The organism is Caballeronia sp. BR00000012568055 (genome assembly GCF_029439455.1).
Lineage (GTDB): Bacteria > Pseudomonadota > Gammaproteobacteria > Burkholderiales > Burkholderiaceae > Caballeronia.
Genome location: NZ_JAQFVG010000311.1, coordinates 224,571 through 237,941 on the forward strand (window position 1 = coordinate 224,571; position 13,371 = coordinate 237,941).

Consider the following 13,371-nt stretch of genomic DNA (forward strand, 5'->3'; position numbering starts at 1 on the left):
CCGCAGAAATGCGGGTTTTTTTATTTGTTCATCTCTTCGCGCAACTTCTGCGCGGCGGCCTTGTAGTCGTACGTCGGATAGAACTCGGTGCGATAGCCGCCCCAAGCGGTACTCTCGATCGCACGATTTACCTCGCGCAACTTGTCGGCGGGCACGCGCAGCGTCACCACCTGACCGATACCCATCATCACGTACCACGACACCACTTCCACGCCCGGCGGCGGAAACTGCTTGAAGTAGCCTTGCTCCTTCAATTGCTGATTGATCTGCGGCAGCGTCTTCGATTCATCGTGCTTGAGGAAGATCGTCAGCAGGAAGGTGCCATCTCCGACCGGCGCGGGCACGGCGGTTTGCGCCCGCGCGGGCGTCATCGAAAAAAACGCGGACGCGACGAGCGTAGCCGCGAGCAGCTTGAGCATCGGGCAATCTCCAAAGAGTCAGACTTTGTGATGAATTCGCAGCCGGTCCATCAGATGCAGCGCGTTCGGCTGGGCGTGGCCATCGGCGGTGTTGTCGAATACGCACCAGACTTCCGCGGTTTTCTTCGCGCGCGCGTGCAACGTGCGAGCGATATCGTCGAGATAGGTGTAGTTGTAGGAAGACTTGTACAAATCGGGCGATCCGTGCAGCCGCACATACACCAGCGACGTATCCGCGCGATGCCTGACCTCGCACTCGTCGGGAATGGGATCGGCATCGACATAGGCGATGTGATGCGCTTTCAGGAGCGCCGCCGCGTGCGTCGTGAACCAGCTCGGATGGCGCGCTTCACATGCCACCGGCAGCTTCGTGCGTTCGCGCAGGGCCTTGAAGAAGGCGTCGGCTGAATCGTGATCGAAGGGCAGGCTGGGCGGCAATTGCGCGAGCCAGCAGCCGAGCCGATCGCCCAACTTGCTCGCCGATAGCAAAAACTCGTCGATCAGCGCTTCGGTATTCACGAGCCGCGCATCGTGCGTGATCGACTTGGCCAGCTTCACCGAAAAGCGAAACGAATCGGGCACGCTTTCCGCCCAATGCGCATACGTCTCCGCGCGATGCGGCTTGTAGAAACTGGAGTTGATTTCCACGCACGTCAGCACGTGCGCGTAGCGTTCGAGATGCGAGCCTTCGTGCGGAAAGCTCGATGAAACAGCGCTCGACAAACCCCAGCCCGCGCAGCCGATGCGGATCGCGCCCTGCGGGCCGGGCTTGTGCAAATGGGGCAGTCGATACGGCATGCGCTCGCTAAGCCTCCCTTGGCTGAATCAGCGTGAATCAGTGTCGCGCTTCTCCGGGCAATCCCGTTGGTTCATCCGGCAGCGCGGACGCTTCGTCTTCGTCTGCATCGTTCGAACGCGCCCAGAAAAATCGATCCGGCAGATACGCGCCCATGCCCGGCCGGAACGCGGCGCGCGCCGCCTGAAACACATACTCCTGCGCCTCGCGCGCGGCTTCTGCCGGTTCCTGCCCGTTCGCCAGCAACGCGGCTACCGCCGAACCGAGCGTATCCGTCACACCCATGATTCGATTCACGCCGCGATCCCACATGTCCTGCCGCACCTGTCCTTCTTCGCTGTACAGCGTGTTGACGTGATAGTGCGTGCCGGTTTCCATCGCCAGAACGTACTCGCAACCTTGCGACAGGATATGCGAGATCGCGGTGTCGAGCGTCGGCGCTTCGGCATCGCTGTCCGGCTGCGCGAGTTGCAGGAGCGTGGCGTGATCGGCGATCAGCATGGTCGTTTGCGGCACGAGCAGATCGGCAAGCGATTCGCGCAGTTCGTCGGCGGACAGTACATGTTCGTCGTCGAGCGTGAAGTCGGGTGCAAGGATCAGCGGGACGTCGTCGTAATCGGAGACCACTTCTGCAATCGCCGATACCACTTCGGCCCGCGTCGCCGCGCCGATCTTGAACGCGGTGACCGGCATGTCCTCCAGCAACATGCGCGCCTGAGTGGCGACGGTGTCGGGATCGAGGCCGTTGACTTCGTCACAGCTTGCCGAGTCGCGCACCGAATAGCCGGTGAGCACGGTCGCGCCGTGGCAGCCCATGCTGGCGAGCGCCAGCAGATCGGCCTGGATGCCCGAGCCGCCTGTGGGGTCCGAGAGGCCGAAAGTGAGGACGATCGGTGGGGAGTCTCCGGTCATGGCAAATACGGACATGTGTTATTGATTGCTCGGGTTTGCTCGATTGGAATGATGTCGGCGGCGGGCGAAGTGCCCGAAAGCAGCACATCCGCACGCTCGGTCATGTATCGACTATGGTTTGATTATGCGGCCTAAAGCGGCCCGGCTGCTGTCTTTGCGCACTTTTTTCCGGCATGGCGATGGCGTGCGCGCCGTCCGGAATTTCAATTTCAATGACGGATGCCAGCCGTGCGGGCGGTTTGCTAGGCAGTGACACAGCAACACGGTACCATCTTGTCCTAATTTGAATCGACCTCTCGACGCGACATAAGTATGGAATACAAGAGCTGGATGTGCCTGATTTGCGGCTGGATCTACGACGAAGAAGCCGGATTGCCCGATGAAGGCATTGCGGCCGGCACGAAATGGGAAGACGTCCCGATCAACTGGACCTGTCCCGAATGCGGCGCCCGCAAGGAAGATTTCGAGATGGTCCAGATCTAAGCAGCGTGATCGATCGCGCCGCATGATTCGCGTCATGCGGCGCGCGTTTTTTGCGGACAGATTTTCCGTGTGATGCTGCGGCGCGTGCGGAAACGGTTCGCAGTTTCGATTTGTGTGGACGAGCGGGCGCTATGTTTCGCGTGCATCGTCCGGGCGCGTTGCCGCGCGCGCTCCGGCGCGTCATGGCATACGCTAGATGCGAGAATGGCCGGCAGCGGCACCACGCGCGTCGGCTTCCGTTCTGCGGAAAGGCGGCGCGCAAGCGCTCCGTTCCGCCGATACACAGTTCACCCGCACGCGCAGCAGTTCTATCCGCCGCGCCGCGACCAAGCCTGTGAGCGTTCGTCATGACATCTCGCCCCGATCTGCCTATTGCGTTCGAAGCCTTGCCCAATCCGCGCGGCGGATCGGTGCGACTCGCCGAAATGGCGCTCACCGATGCGCTGCACGCGTTCCAGCGGCAAGGCGAAACCGCGCTCGCGATGAAGCGCGCGATTTCCGCGTTGCATTCGGCGGGCTGGCTGCCCGCGCAGCGTTTCGCCGAAGCGCTCGCGCTCGTCATGCCGCTCGGCGAGGAGGCGGAACCCACGCGCGCGCGCATCACGGAAGCGCTGCTGGCGTTCGGCGAAGCGGTGGAGCGCCGCAATCTGCGCGAGCTTTCCTGCTCGACCGTGCTTTTCGATCACTATCGCGGCTTGCATGCGCTGCTGGCCATGCACACGCGCATCGCACCCGTTTCGTACGATGACCTCGCCCTCGCGGGCCGCGCCATCGCGCCAGCGACGCTGTCGGGCATCGCGCCGGATCGGCTAGCGCGCGTGCGGGCACATTACGAGGAAGCGCTGCTCAAGTTGCTGCGCGCGCCCGCCAATGAAAGCGCGGAGATTTACGTACGGCTTGATGAATGCCTCGGCGAACTCGGCGGCGCGGACCCGTACGATTTCTGGCGTCTCGCGCTGAATACGGTCTGGGCGCTGCGCGAGCGCGCCGAGCGCCGTGACGATGATCGATCAGCCGCTCAGTCTGCCGATCACGCCGACGCAAAACGTCTCTACGCTCGCTTCAATCTGGTGCTCGCGGATCAGGCGCACGCATCGATGTATGCGCCGCGTTCGCTGGTGCGCGCGACGCTCGCGCTGCTGTGGCGCGACTTCGCGCTTTACGGCGCGCGGCCGGAAGACACCGAGCGCGTCGATGTACTGCGCGATTACGGGTTGACGGTGGCGTGGCACGTCGCATCGGATTCGGCGTCGGAGGCGGCGTGGGAACAGGGAGCGGTGCAGGCAGGCGAAGAGGGCGCGCGCGACACCGCCACGCGAGACCTCGGCGTGCTGCGCGTCAACGCAGCGGCCTACGAAGACTTTCTGCAAAGCGCCGAAGCATCGATCGACACCCTGGTCGAGCGCGGCACGCAAGCCAGCGAAACCGGCACCGTCGATGCCAACGCCGCGTTGAACGCGGCCAACGCGGCGCATCGGCTGGGCGCGGCGTCGTGCGCGCTCGGATTGGGCCACGTCGCGCTCCTGGCCGATACGCTCGGTCTCGCGTGGCGGCGCGTCGCGTATCACGGCGAGGGCCAGACCAGCGTCAACGACCGCGGACTCGACGCCAGCGTGCCCGAACGCGCCGCGCAAATGCTCCGTTCGATGCTGCATCAGGCCGCAGCGGGCATCGCGCCATCGGAAGGGCGGGCGTCGATCGCCGCGCTCACCGCGATGATCGAACGGCCCACCGCGCTCACGCGTTAGTCGTCGGTTTCTGGTGCCGCGGCCTTGCGTTTGCCCGGCCCGCGCACCACGTCATAACGCGCGAGGGTCTGCTTGCGCGCCGCATCGTGATCGACGATAGGCTGCGGATACTCCGCTCCCATCGATATCTTCGCGGCCTTCAGCGCATCCGGTTTGGCGAGCCACGGCGCGTGAATATCGCGGTCCGACAAACCCGCGATTTCCGGCACGTAATGGCGAATGAACTTGCCCGCGGCATCGAACTTTTTGGACTGCGTGATCGGATTGAAGATGCGGAAATAGGGCTGCGCATCGCAACCGCTCGATGAAGCCCACTGCCATCCGCCGTTATTGCTCGACAGCTCGAAATCGTTGAGCAGCGCCTCGAAATACGCCTCCCCGCGACGCCAGTCGATCCCGAGATCCTTGGTCAGAAAGCTCGCCACCACCATGCGCAGACGGTTGTGCATATAGCCGGACGTGTTGATCTGGCGCATGGCGGCATCGACGAGCGGATAGCCGGTTTGTCCCGCGCACCACGCGGCGAAATTCGCATCGGCGGCATCGCCCGATTCCCATTGAATGAGGTCGTATTCCGGTTTGAACGCGCGATGATCGCCCGGCACGCCGACTTGCGGAAAGTGATGCAGCACCGAGAAATAGAAGTCACGCCAGATGAGTTCGCCCAGCCACGTTTGCGCGCCTTTGCCGTGCCCGTGACGCTGCGCATCGTGCGCGGTGCGAGCGAGCGCGCGAATCGAGATCGTGCCGTGCCGCAGATGCACGCCGAGATAGCTCGGGCCTTTCTGCGCGGGGAATTCGCGTGCATGGTCGTAATCGGCCATGCGGTCGCGGAAGTCATCGAACAGTTCGTATGCGCCGCTGGTGCCGGCGGGAAACGCGGGCGCGTGGGCATCGGCGAAACCGAGTGAGGCGAGTGATGGCATGGCGTGTTTCACGCCCGCAGGCGGTTTCGCCAGCGCCTGCAAATGATCTTCCGATGCGTACGGCTTCAGCGCATCCGGCGTCAGCGTGTCGAGCCATTTGCGTTTGTACGGCGTGAAGACGGTGTACGGCTTGCCCGCGCCTGTCATCACATCGTCATGATCGAAAATGGTCTGATCGCGGAACGTGAAAAACGCGATGTCCATGCCCGCCAGTTTCTTCGATACCGCGTCGTCGCGTTCCTTCGCGCTCGGCTCGTAATCGCGATTGGCGAACACGGCGTTCACCCCGCATTCGCGCGCCAACGCCGGAATGTCGTGTACAGGATGCCCGTGCCGCACGATCAGACCGCCGCCCGCATCGCGCAACGTACGATCCAGTTCGACCGCGCTCGCATGAATGAACGCGACGCGCCGGTCGTGTTTATCGAGCGGATCAAGGATTTCGCGATCGAAAACGAACGCGCACAGCACGCGGCGGCACCGTGTAAGCGCGTGATAGAGTGCAGCATTGTCTGCCGCGCGCAGGTCCCGCCGAAACCAGACCAAACCCAGATCAAAGTCGGCCATCTCGCAGCGCCTTTGTTAAAATCCTTGATTATGTCCAAGACTTCCGATCGCATCAATTTGACGAATCAGTTCCTGATCGCCATGCCGTCCATGGCTGATCCTACGTTTTCAGGAACGGTGGTCTATCTTTGCGATCACACCGAGAAGGGCGCACTCGGCCTCGTTATCAACCGGCCGACGGATATCGACCTTCAATCGCTTTTTCAGCGCATCGATCTGAAGCTGGAGATCGAACCGCTGGTTCATTTGCCCGTGTACTTCGGCGGTCCCGTGCAGACCGAACGCGGCTTCGTGCTACACGAAGAAGGCGACGGCGAACCCTATAGCTCGTCGATGAGCGTGCCCGGCGGCCTCGCCATGACCACGTCGAAAGACGTGCTCGAAGCAGTCGCGAGCGGCAAAGGCCCCGAACGTTTCTTGCTCACGCTCGGCCATGCAGGCTGGGGCGCGGGGCAACTCGAAGAAGAAATCTCCAAGAACGGCTGGCTCACAGTCGAAGCCGATCCGCGCATCATTTTCGATGTGCCCGCCGAAGATCGCCTGGAAGCGGCGCTTTCGCTGCTCGGGGTATCGCGTTCGACCTTGTCCGGCGAAGCAGGGCACGCATGAGCCGCGAAGCCACGCTGCTGGCATTCGATTATGGCGAGAAGCGCATCGGTGTGGCCGTCGGCAATACGTTGACGAAAAACGCACGCGCGCTGATCGTGGTTGAAAACCGCAGCCGTGACTATCGATTCGAACAAGTGGGCAAGCTGCTCGGTGAGTGGAAGCCGGACGCCGTTGTCGTCGGCATGCCCATGCATCCGGACGGCACGCCGCACGAAATGACGCTGCTGGCGAAGCGCTTCGGCAATCAGGTGAACGGCCGTTTCAACGTGCCCGTGGAATGGGTCGACGAACGCTACTCTTCCGTCGATGCCAAAGCCGATCTGCGCGAACGGGGCGTGCGCACCAACGCAAAAGGCCGCTTCGACGATATCGATGCCGAAGCCGCCCGCGTGATCCTTCAACAATATCTCGACGGACTTCCCGACGATCATGAGTTCCATTGACGCCGAGGCGCTTTATCGCTCGCTCGTCGAGCAGATTCGCGCGGCTTACGGGTCGGCGCTGACGGCAAAAGACGGCGCGGTGCTGGCGGGCATCTATAGCGGCGGCGTGTGGCTTGTCGAGCGCCTTGCGAAGGACCTGAACGTGCCGAGCTTCGGCGTGGTGAACGTGGCGCTGCATCGCGACGACTACGCGAAGAAGGGGCTGCATAGCCAGGCCAGTCCGACCTCGCTGCCGTTCGATGTGAACGGCCGTCGTATCGTGCTGATCGACGATGTCTTGTCCAGCGGCCGCACCGTGCGCGCCGCAATCAACGAACTGTACGATTTCGGCCGACCTGCATCGATCGATCTGGCCGTGCTCGCCGATCGCGGCGGACGCGAAATGCCGATCGGCGCGCGCTTCACGGGCGCGGTGGTCGATCTCGCGGCAAACGATAATCTCGTACTCGCGCGCCGCGACGACGGCCGCTTCGCGTTCACGACCGAAGCGCGTGCTTGAGCCTTTTAAAGCGACGAAATAAAGCGACGAAATCATGACTATCGCAACCGATGGCGCGGCTGCGCCTGACACGTTCCGCTACGGCTTTCTCAAAGGCAATCCGCAACTCACGAAGAACGGCGAACTGAAGCATCTGCTGACCATCGAAGGTCTGCCACGCGCCATCGTCACGCATATTCTCGACACCGCTGAGCAGTTCGTCAGCGTGACGGATCGCGAAGTGAAGAAGGTGCCGCTGCTGCGCGGCAAGTCGGTATTCAACCTGTTCTTCGAGAACTCAACGCGCACGCGCACCACGTTCGAGATCGCGGCCAAGCGGCTGTCGGCGGACGTGCTGAATCTGAATATCAACGCCTCGTCGACGAGCAAGGGTGAGTCGCTGCTCGACACCATCAACAACCTCTCCGCGATGCACGCCGATATGTTCGTCGTGCGTCATGCGTCGAGCGGCGCGCCGTATCTGATCGCCGAGCATTGCGCGCCGCACGTCCACGTGATCAATGCAGGCGATGGCCGTCACGCGCATCCGACGCAAGGCCTGCTCGACATGTACACCATTCGCCACTACAAGCGCGACTTCACGAAGCTGCGCGTGGCGATTGTCGGGGACATTCTGCATTCGCGCGTGGCGCGGTCGGACATTCATGCGCTGACGACGCTGGGCGTGCCGGAAGTGCGCGCCATCGGTCCGCGTACGCTGCTACCGAGCAATCTCGATCAGATGGGCGTGCACGTGCATCACAACCTCGACGAAGGGCTGAAGGGCGTCGACGTCATCATCATGCTGCGCTTGCAGAACGAGCGTATGAGCGGTGCGTTGCTGCCGTCCGCGCAGGAGTACTTCAAGAGCTGGGGATTGACGCCCGAGCGTCTCGCGCTTGCCGCGCCCGACGCCATCGTGATGCATCCCGGCCCGATGAATCGCGGCGTCGAAATCGACTCGCAAGTGGCTGATGGCCCGCAGTCGGTGATTCTCAATCAGGTGACGTTCGGTATCGCCGTGCGCATGGCGGTGATGGGCATCGTGGCCGGCAATAGCGACTGAGCAGCGATCAAACAATGAAGATTCAAATCCAGAACGGCACGATCATCGACCCGACGGCGGGCACAGAAGAACGCAAGGACGTGTTTATCGCGGCGGGGCGCATTGTCGGGATTGGCGAGGCGCCGGCGGACTTTCACGCGGCCAAGGTGATCGATGCGAAGGGCCTGTACGTCGCGCCCGGTTTTGTCGATCTCGCCGCGCGTCTGCGCGAACCGGGCTTCGAACACAAGGCGACGCTCGAATCCGAAATGGCCGCGGCAATGGCCGGCGGCGTCACGAGCCTCGTCTGCCCGCCCGATAGGGACCCGACGCTCGACGAGCCGGGCCTGGTCGAAATGCTCAAGTTCCGCGCGCAGAAACTGCATCTGGCGCATGTTTATCCGCTTGGCGCGCTGACGGTCGGGCTGAAGGGCGAGACCATCACCGAGATGGTCGAACTGACGGAAGCGGGTTGCGTCGGCTTCTCTCAGGCCGATAACCCCATCGTCGATACGCGCACGCTGCAACGCGCGCTGCAATACGCGACCACGTACGGCTATACCGTGTGGTTGCGGCCGCAAGACGCGTTCATGTCGAAGGGCGGCGTGGCGGCGAGTGGCGCGCTGGCATCGCGGCTCGGGTTGTCGGGCGTGCCGGTGGCGGCGGAAACCATCGCGCTGCATACCATTTTCGAACTGATGCGCGTGACCGGCGCGCGCGTGCATCTTTCGCATCTGTCGTCGGCGGCGGGCGTGGCGCTGGTGCGCGCGGCCAAGGCCGAAGGGCTTGCGGTGTCGTGCGATGTCACGGTGAACCATGTGCATCTGATCGATCTCGACATCGGCTATTTCGATGCGCAATTCCGGCTCGATCCGCCGCTGCGTCAGCAACGTGACCGCGAGATGATCCGCGAAGGCCTGAAGGACGGCACCATCGATGCGATCTGTTCCGATCACACGCCGCTCGACGACGACGAAAAGCTGCTGCCTTTCGCCGAAGCCACGCCGGGCGCGACGGGTCTCGAACTGCTGCTGTCGCTCACGCTGAAATGGGCGCGCGAGGCGAATGTGCCGCTGGCGAGGGCGTTGTCGCGCATCACGTCGTCGCCGGCGGATGTGCTGAAGCTGCCGGCGGGGCGCATCGTGAACGGCGCGCTCGCCGATCTCTGCGTATTCGATGCCGATGCCGCGTGGCGTGTCGATCCGCAGAAGCTCAAAAGCCAGGGCCGCAATACGCCGTTCCTGGGCTACGAACTGCCGGCCCGCGTGCGCGCGACGATCGTCGCCGGCCACGTTGCATTCGAGAGTCGCTGATTATGGGTACGGCGTTACGCAAGCTTCGTCTGGTCGTGCATCTGCTGCTCGGCATGTGGACTGTCGCCACGCGCTTTTCGAAAGTGTCGGCGGACGAGCGCATGCGGCTGAATCGCGAATGGTCGATCGACATGCTGCGGCTGTCGGGCATGAAGCTGGTCGTGCATAACGACGAAGCACGGCTCGACGCGGGCGCGCTCGTGGTCGGCAATCATATTTCGTGGATCGATATATACGTCATCAACGCGTGGCGTCCGACGCCGTTCGTCTCGAAGGCGGAGATCCGCAAGTGGCCGGTGGTCGGCTGGCTCGCGGAGAAACTGGACACCGTGTTCGTGCAGCGCGAAAAGCGCAGCGATGCGAAACGCATCATGCACGAGTTGTCGGATCGACTGCAGAAGGGCGAGCTGATGTGCGTGTTCCCCGAAGGCACCACGACCGATGGTCAGACGCTGCTGCCGTTTCATGCGAATATGTTTCAGGCGGCGGTGTCGGCATCGGTGCCGGTGCAGCCGATTTGTTTGATGTACGAAGATGCGAGCGGCAGGCTGTCAACCGCGCCTGCGTATATCGGCGATATGACGCTCAACGATTCGCTCAATGCCGTGCTGAGCGCAACGCCGATGACCGCGCATTTGTACGTGTGCAATCCGCTTGCGCCGGGCGCGGATCGGCGACTGCTTGCGAGCGAAGCGCAGGCTTCGGTTCAGGCGGCGCTCGATTTGATGCGCGGTGCGCTGACTATTGCGGCCAACGTGCCGAGCGGCGATGCAATCCCCACGTCGTCATCCGAGCGCGTTGAACGCTCCAGCACTTAAGCTTCGAAGGGATCGCGGGTGGTGCGCGGCAGGGTCCAGATTTTAGTTTTCATTCGAGAAAGGGATCGTTGCATATCCGTAGCCGTCGCTTCGTTGGATCAACCGGCAGTGACGATGCGCGACGCCTTGCACCACAACGCTGGCCTTTTGAATGTTGAAGTTCCCGCTGACGCGAATCGCTAACCTGCCTACATACGTGCCGGCCCGTTTGCCGGTGGGCACTTCAGCGCGCACCATGTCCCCGGTTTGGAAACCGTGCACACGCTTTGTCCGTGTCATATACCCTCGCGGGAATCCATATCTGTCAAGCCGCGTGCGCTGATAGCTTCCGCGGCCGGTGCAGCTTACGGAAAGAGTGGGCCGCTTCCAGTGAGTCAGCCCAGACAGGGCGCCGACACAAGCGGCATCGAGGGCATGCGTTTTTGGTACACCTAGTACCATCCGGTTGAACTTGGTGCGTCCACCCGACGCGAGCTCCAATGGCATACCGGTTGCCTTCAGTGCGTTGCTCAACGCCCATCGCGTCGCGTTCACCGCTGCCGCGTCCTTCAGCGGACGCTTTGAGTGAGCCAAAATGCGCGCGAGCCGCGTCGGCCGCTTGGCCAAAAACTGTTCGACGGGCAGCGCACCCTTCGCCGTATTGCAAGGCTCGCAGGCTAGCGTTAGGTTCGACACACGGTCGCTGCCACCACGAGACCTAGCCACTATGTGCTCTAACTGCAGCGGAGTGTTTTTCGCGTCGCAGTAGGCGCAATGCCGCCCCCACTTCTCCAGCAAGTATTCACGGATTTCGTAGCCTGCCAGTGTGCCCTGCTGATACCCGACGCCGCTGACTTCCGGGTTATCAATGCGTTGCATGTCGAAGCGGACCAGTTCGCTTGATAGCGCCATTACTGGTGCCCACCGCACGATGCGCTTCACCCACGCTATCGTGGTATCGACCCGATGTTGCAGGGACGGTGGGAGCCAGCCGGGAAAGCGCGAACGATTCAAAAAGCGCGGCGAACGGTAACGCAGCTTGCCGCGGCGCCACCGACGCATGGCTCGGCGGGCCGTTAAAGCTTCACTGATTTGCCGACCGCGGTGAACAAGAGCGAACAGGTTAAGCACGGCCGCGCCGCGATGAAGCTCGCGGGTCGCCATGTGAACCTTTTCACTTTCGCGCGTGAGCGCGAGCCCGGTGACTTTGCTGCCCGGGTCGAGTTTGACGCGCAATGGTTGCAACTGGCTCATGACTTTTTCGCGGTCCACGAGCCGGATGACAAATGGCATCACGCGATGCACGCGTGCGCGGCCGCGCACGAGCAATAACCTTGCGCGTTTTTCGCTGCACGGCATCAACGGCCGACCTTTTCGATCCAACACAAAAACAGCCACAACGACTCCGCTGTCAATGCAGCCGAATTCCGTCCGGCGCGGGTGCCCTTACGGGCCTAGTGACGCATACCTTCTGGCATGGCTCCCCTCGACCATGTTGTGCGGCAGGTGAAGCTTTCGCTTCCGTCGCAGCCCGTTTCGTACCTACCCGAGGCTTGTCTGCTGCTGCGACTTCCAGAGCGTCGAACTGAGGAAGCATTCGACGGTGAGTCTTCTGTCTCCACACAACGTAGCGCCATTGAGCGCTGGGTCTGGTCAATCTCGAGCTCGTGAATACTTCATGAGCTCCGGCGTGCGCCGGGGTGATTGACCGCGCAACTCACCTGCGTGACCTTCCGTCCGGCGGGATCTTTCGTCAGCAATACCGCTGACAGCTTGTTGCCCCAAACGCAGCCGGAATCAAGGCACAACACATCGTCGCGGATCATTAGGCCTAGCGCCGCCCAATGTCCGAACACGATCGTCGCATCTTGAGTGCGGCGGTTCGGTGCGTCAAACCACGCAATATAGCCAGGCGGCGCGGCATCGGGGCCACCGTTGTTGGCGAACTCCATCGCACCTTCTACTGTGCAGAAGCGGATGCGCGTCAACGCGTTGTACGTCACGCGCAGCCGGTCCATGCCCTTCAGCGAATCGTCCCAGCGATGCGGCTCGTTGCCGTAAAGCTCGGCCAGCGTTTTCTTCCAGTCCGGTGCGCGCAGCGCGCGTTCGAGTTCATTCGCGAGTTCCATCGTCGTGGTCACGTCCCACTGAGGCAGCACGCCCGCGTGAACCATCAACGCGCCGTTCTCAAAGTGCGCCACCGGTTTGTGCCGAACCCATTCGATGAGATCGCGGGAATCGCGCGCGTTGAGGATATCGTCGAGCGTGTCGCCTTTCTTCGGTTTGCGAAGGCCTGCGGCGACGGAAAGCAGGTTCAGATCGTGATTGCCCAATACGACAGTTGCCTGCGAGCCGAGCGCAATGACCTCGCGCAGCGTCCGCAAGGACTTCGGGCCGCGATTGATGAGATCGCCTGCGAACCAGAGCGGGGTATCGGCGGCGGGTGCGGCTTTTTTCAGGAGCCGCTGGAATGGATCGCAGCAGCCTTGAAGATCGCCAAAAACGAGCGGGGCGGGAGATTTGGATGCGTCGGTCATTGAATCGGGAAAGATGGCGGAAAGCTTAGGCGATGCGTCGTGTCGCCAGCAGCATGACGATTGCATTATGAAACAGGCAGCCAAATGTGTGATTGCGCAACGGTGTCGATTTTCATGCCTTCGTCGTACCAGTTACACAATGAAACGGTTGCAACCCGGAATGCCTAGCTGTATCAAGTTGTTATGCGTGTAGTTTTTGCACAGCCTGGCTTTATAATTGGAGGTTGACCGGACGGTGCGCGGGCGGATTCTATTTCGGTCACACGTTCCACTTTCAGCGTGCCGCGTGCGCTGAGTG

The 13,371-nt window shown here is 62.2% G+C and carries 14 protein-coding genes; 8 read left to right on the forward strand and 6 right to left on the reverse strand.

Annotation, left to right across the window (positions count from 1 at the left end; all coding sequences use genetic code 11):
- Positions 1–20: 20 nt before the first annotated feature.
- Genes P7F28_RS23420 through P7F28_RS23430 form a run of 3 tightly spaced genes read right to left on the reverse strand, consistent with a single transcriptional unit; the run spans position 21 to position 2,127 of the window.
- The gene (locus P7F28_RS23420) at positions 21–419 is read right to left on the reverse strand and encodes a hypothetical protein (protein ID WP_370467388.1); all 399 of its coding nucleotides are present in this window, start codon (positions 417–419) and stop codon (positions 21–23) included.
- An 18-nt stretch (positions 420–437) separates the two neighbouring features.
- Positions 438–1,217, reverse strand: a complete 780-nt coding sequence (locus P7F28_RS23425) for a DUF72 domain-containing protein (protein WP_277187146.1) — start codon at positions 1,215–1,217, stop codon at positions 438–440.
- Between the two features lie 37 nt (positions 1,218–1,254).
- On the reverse strand, positions 1,255–2,127 hold the full coding sequence (locus P7F28_RS23430; protein WP_277187147.1) for a hydroxymethylpyrimidine/phosphomethylpyrimidine kinase: 873 nt from the start codon (positions 2,125–2,127) through the stop codon (positions 1,255–1,257).
- 312 nt (positions 2,128–2,439) lie between these two features.
- On the opposite strand from P7F28_RS23430, the gene P7F28_RS23435 reads away from it, so the two are divergent.
- Positions 2,440–2,610 carry a rubredoxin gene (locus P7F28_RS23435; protein ID WP_277187148.1) on the forward strand — a complete coding sequence of 57 codons (171 nt, stop codon included), beginning with the start codon at positions 2,440–2,442 and terminating at the stop codon, positions 2,608–2,610.
- Positions 2,611–2,957: 347 nt separating this feature from the next.
- Positions 2,958–4,358 (forward strand): hypothetical protein, encoded by a 1,401-nt coding sequence (locus P7F28_RS23440; protein ID WP_277187149.1) that lies wholly within the window; start codon positions 2,958–2,960, stop codon positions 4,356–4,358.
- On the opposite strand, the gene P7F28_RS23445 is transcribed toward P7F28_RS23440, so the two are convergent.
- Positions 4,355–5,851 (reverse strand): deoxyribodipyrimidine photo-lyase, encoded by a 1,497-nt coding sequence (locus P7F28_RS23445; protein WP_277187150.1) that lies wholly within the window; start codon positions 5,849–5,851, stop codon positions 4,355–4,357. The genes P7F28_RS23440 and P7F28_RS23445 overlap by 4 nt on opposite strands.
- Positions 5,852–5,881: 30 nt before the next feature.
- Here P7F28_RS23445 and P7F28_RS23450 point away from each other — a divergent pair, with 30 nt between their 5' ends.
- Genes P7F28_RS23450 through P7F28_RS23475 form a run of 6 tightly spaced genes read left to right on the forward strand, consistent with a single transcriptional unit; the run spans position 5,882 to position 10,557 of the window.
- Complete coding sequence (locus P7F28_RS23450) at positions 5,882–6,460, forward strand: YqgE/AlgH family protein (RefSeq protein WP_277187151.1); 579 nt, start codon at positions 5,882–5,884, stop codon at positions 6,458–6,460.
- Positions 6,457–6,903 carry a Holliday junction resolvase RuvX gene (gene ruvX, locus P7F28_RS23455; RefSeq protein WP_277187152.1) on the forward strand — a complete coding sequence of 149 codons (447 nt, stop codon included), beginning with the start codon at positions 6,457–6,459 and terminating at the stop codon, positions 6,901–6,903. Before P7F28_RS23450 ends, ruvX begins: the two co-directional genes overlap by 4 nt.
- The gene (gene pyrR / locus P7F28_RS23460; protein ID WP_277187153.1) at positions 6,890–7,402 is read left to right on the forward strand and encodes a bifunctional pyr operon transcriptional regulator/uracil phosphoribosyltransferase PyrR; all 513 of its coding nucleotides are present in this window, start codon (positions 6,890–6,892) and stop codon (positions 7,400–7,402) included. The genes ruvX and pyrR overlap by 14 nt, the downstream gene beginning before the upstream one ends.
- A 34-nt stretch (positions 7,403–7,436) precedes the next feature.
- On the forward strand, positions 7,437–8,447 hold the full coding sequence (locus tag P7F28_RS23465) for an aspartate carbamoyltransferase catalytic subunit (RefSeq protein WP_277187154.1): 1,011 nt from the start codon (positions 7,437–7,439) through the stop codon (positions 8,445–8,447).
- 14 nt (positions 8,448–8,461) lie between these two features.
- A complete protein-coding gene (locus P7F28_RS23470) occupies positions 8,462–9,739 on the forward strand; it encodes a dihydroorotase (protein WP_277187155.1) in 1,278 nt (425 codons plus the stop codon).
- A gap of 2 nt (positions 9,740–9,741) precedes the next feature.
- Positions 9,742–10,557, forward strand: a complete 816-nt coding sequence (locus P7F28_RS23475) for a 1-acyl-sn-glycerol-3-phosphate acyltransferase (RefSeq protein ID WP_277187156.1) — start codon at positions 9,742–9,744, stop codon at positions 10,555–10,557.
- Positions 10,558–10,599: 42 nt separating this feature from the next.
- Here P7F28_RS23475 and iscB read toward each other — a convergent pair whose 3' ends face one another.
- Positions 10,600–11,934, reverse strand: coding sequence for an RNA-guided endonuclease IscB (iscB, locus tag P7F28_RS23480; protein ID WP_277187157.1), 1,335 nt, complete (start codon positions 11,932–11,934; stop codon positions 10,600–10,602).
- A 278-nt stretch (positions 11,935–12,212) separates the two neighbouring features.
- On the reverse strand, positions 12,213–13,073 hold the full coding sequence (locus P7F28_RS23485) for a symmetrical bis(5'-nucleosyl)-tetraphosphatase (protein ID WP_277187158.1): 861 nt from the start codon (positions 13,071–13,073) through the stop codon (positions 12,213–12,215).
- Between the last annotated feature and the right edge of the window lie 298 nt (positions 13,074–13,371).

Bases quoted from the DNA above. Each gene is read 5' to 3' on its own strand.
- P7F28_RS23430 (WP_277187147.1), bottom strand. From the start codon at position 2,127: ATGACCGGAGACTCCCCACCGATCGTCCTCACTTTCGGCCTCTCGGAC.
- P7F28_RS23445 (WP_277187150.1), bottom strand. From the start codon at position 5,851: ATGGCCGACTTTGATCTGGGTTTGGTCTGGTTTCGGCGGGACCTGCGC.
- P7F28_RS23440 (WP_277187149.1), top strand. From the start codon at position 2,958: ATGACATCTCGCCCCGATCTGCCTATTGCGTTCGAAGCCTTGCCCAAT.
- P7F28_RS23485 (WP_277187158.1), bottom strand. From the start codon at position 13,073: ATGACCGACGCATCCAAATCTCCCGCCCCGCTCGTTTTTGGCGATCTT.
- P7F28_RS23425 (WP_277187146.1), bottom strand. From the start codon at position 1,217: ATGCCGTATCGACTGCCCCATTTGCACAAGCCCGGCCCGCAGGGCGCG.
- pyrR (WP_277187153.1), top strand. From the start codon at position 6,890: ATGAGTTCCATTGACGCCGAGGCGCTTTATCGCTCGCTCGTCGAGCAG.
- P7F28_RS23435 (WP_277187148.1), top strand. From the start codon at position 2,440: ATGGAATACAAGAGCTGGATGTGCCTGATTTGCGGCTGGATCTACGAC.
- ruvX (WP_277187152.1), top strand. From the start codon at position 6,457: ATGAGCCGCGAAGCCACGCTGCTGGCATTCGATTATGGCGAGAAGCGC.
- P7F28_RS23470 (WP_277187155.1), top strand. From the start codon at position 8,462: ATGAAGATTCAAATCCAGAACGGCACGATCATCGACCCGACGGCGGGC.
- P7F28_RS23475 (WP_277187156.1), top strand. From the start codon at position 9,742: ATGGGTACGGCGTTACGCAAGCTTCGTCTGGTCGTGCATCTGCTGCTC.
- P7F28_RS23450 (WP_277187151.1), top strand. From the start codon at position 5,882: ATGTCCAAGACTTCCGATCGCATCAATTTGACGAATCAGTTCCTGATC.
- P7F28_RS23465 (WP_277187154.1), top strand. From the start codon at position 7,437: ATGACTATCGCAACCGATGGCGCGGCTGCGCCTGACACGTTCCGCTAC.
- P7F28_RS23420 (WP_370467388.1), bottom strand. From the start codon at position 419: ATGCTCAAGCTGCTCGCGGCTACGCTCGTCGCGTCCGCGTTTTTTTCG.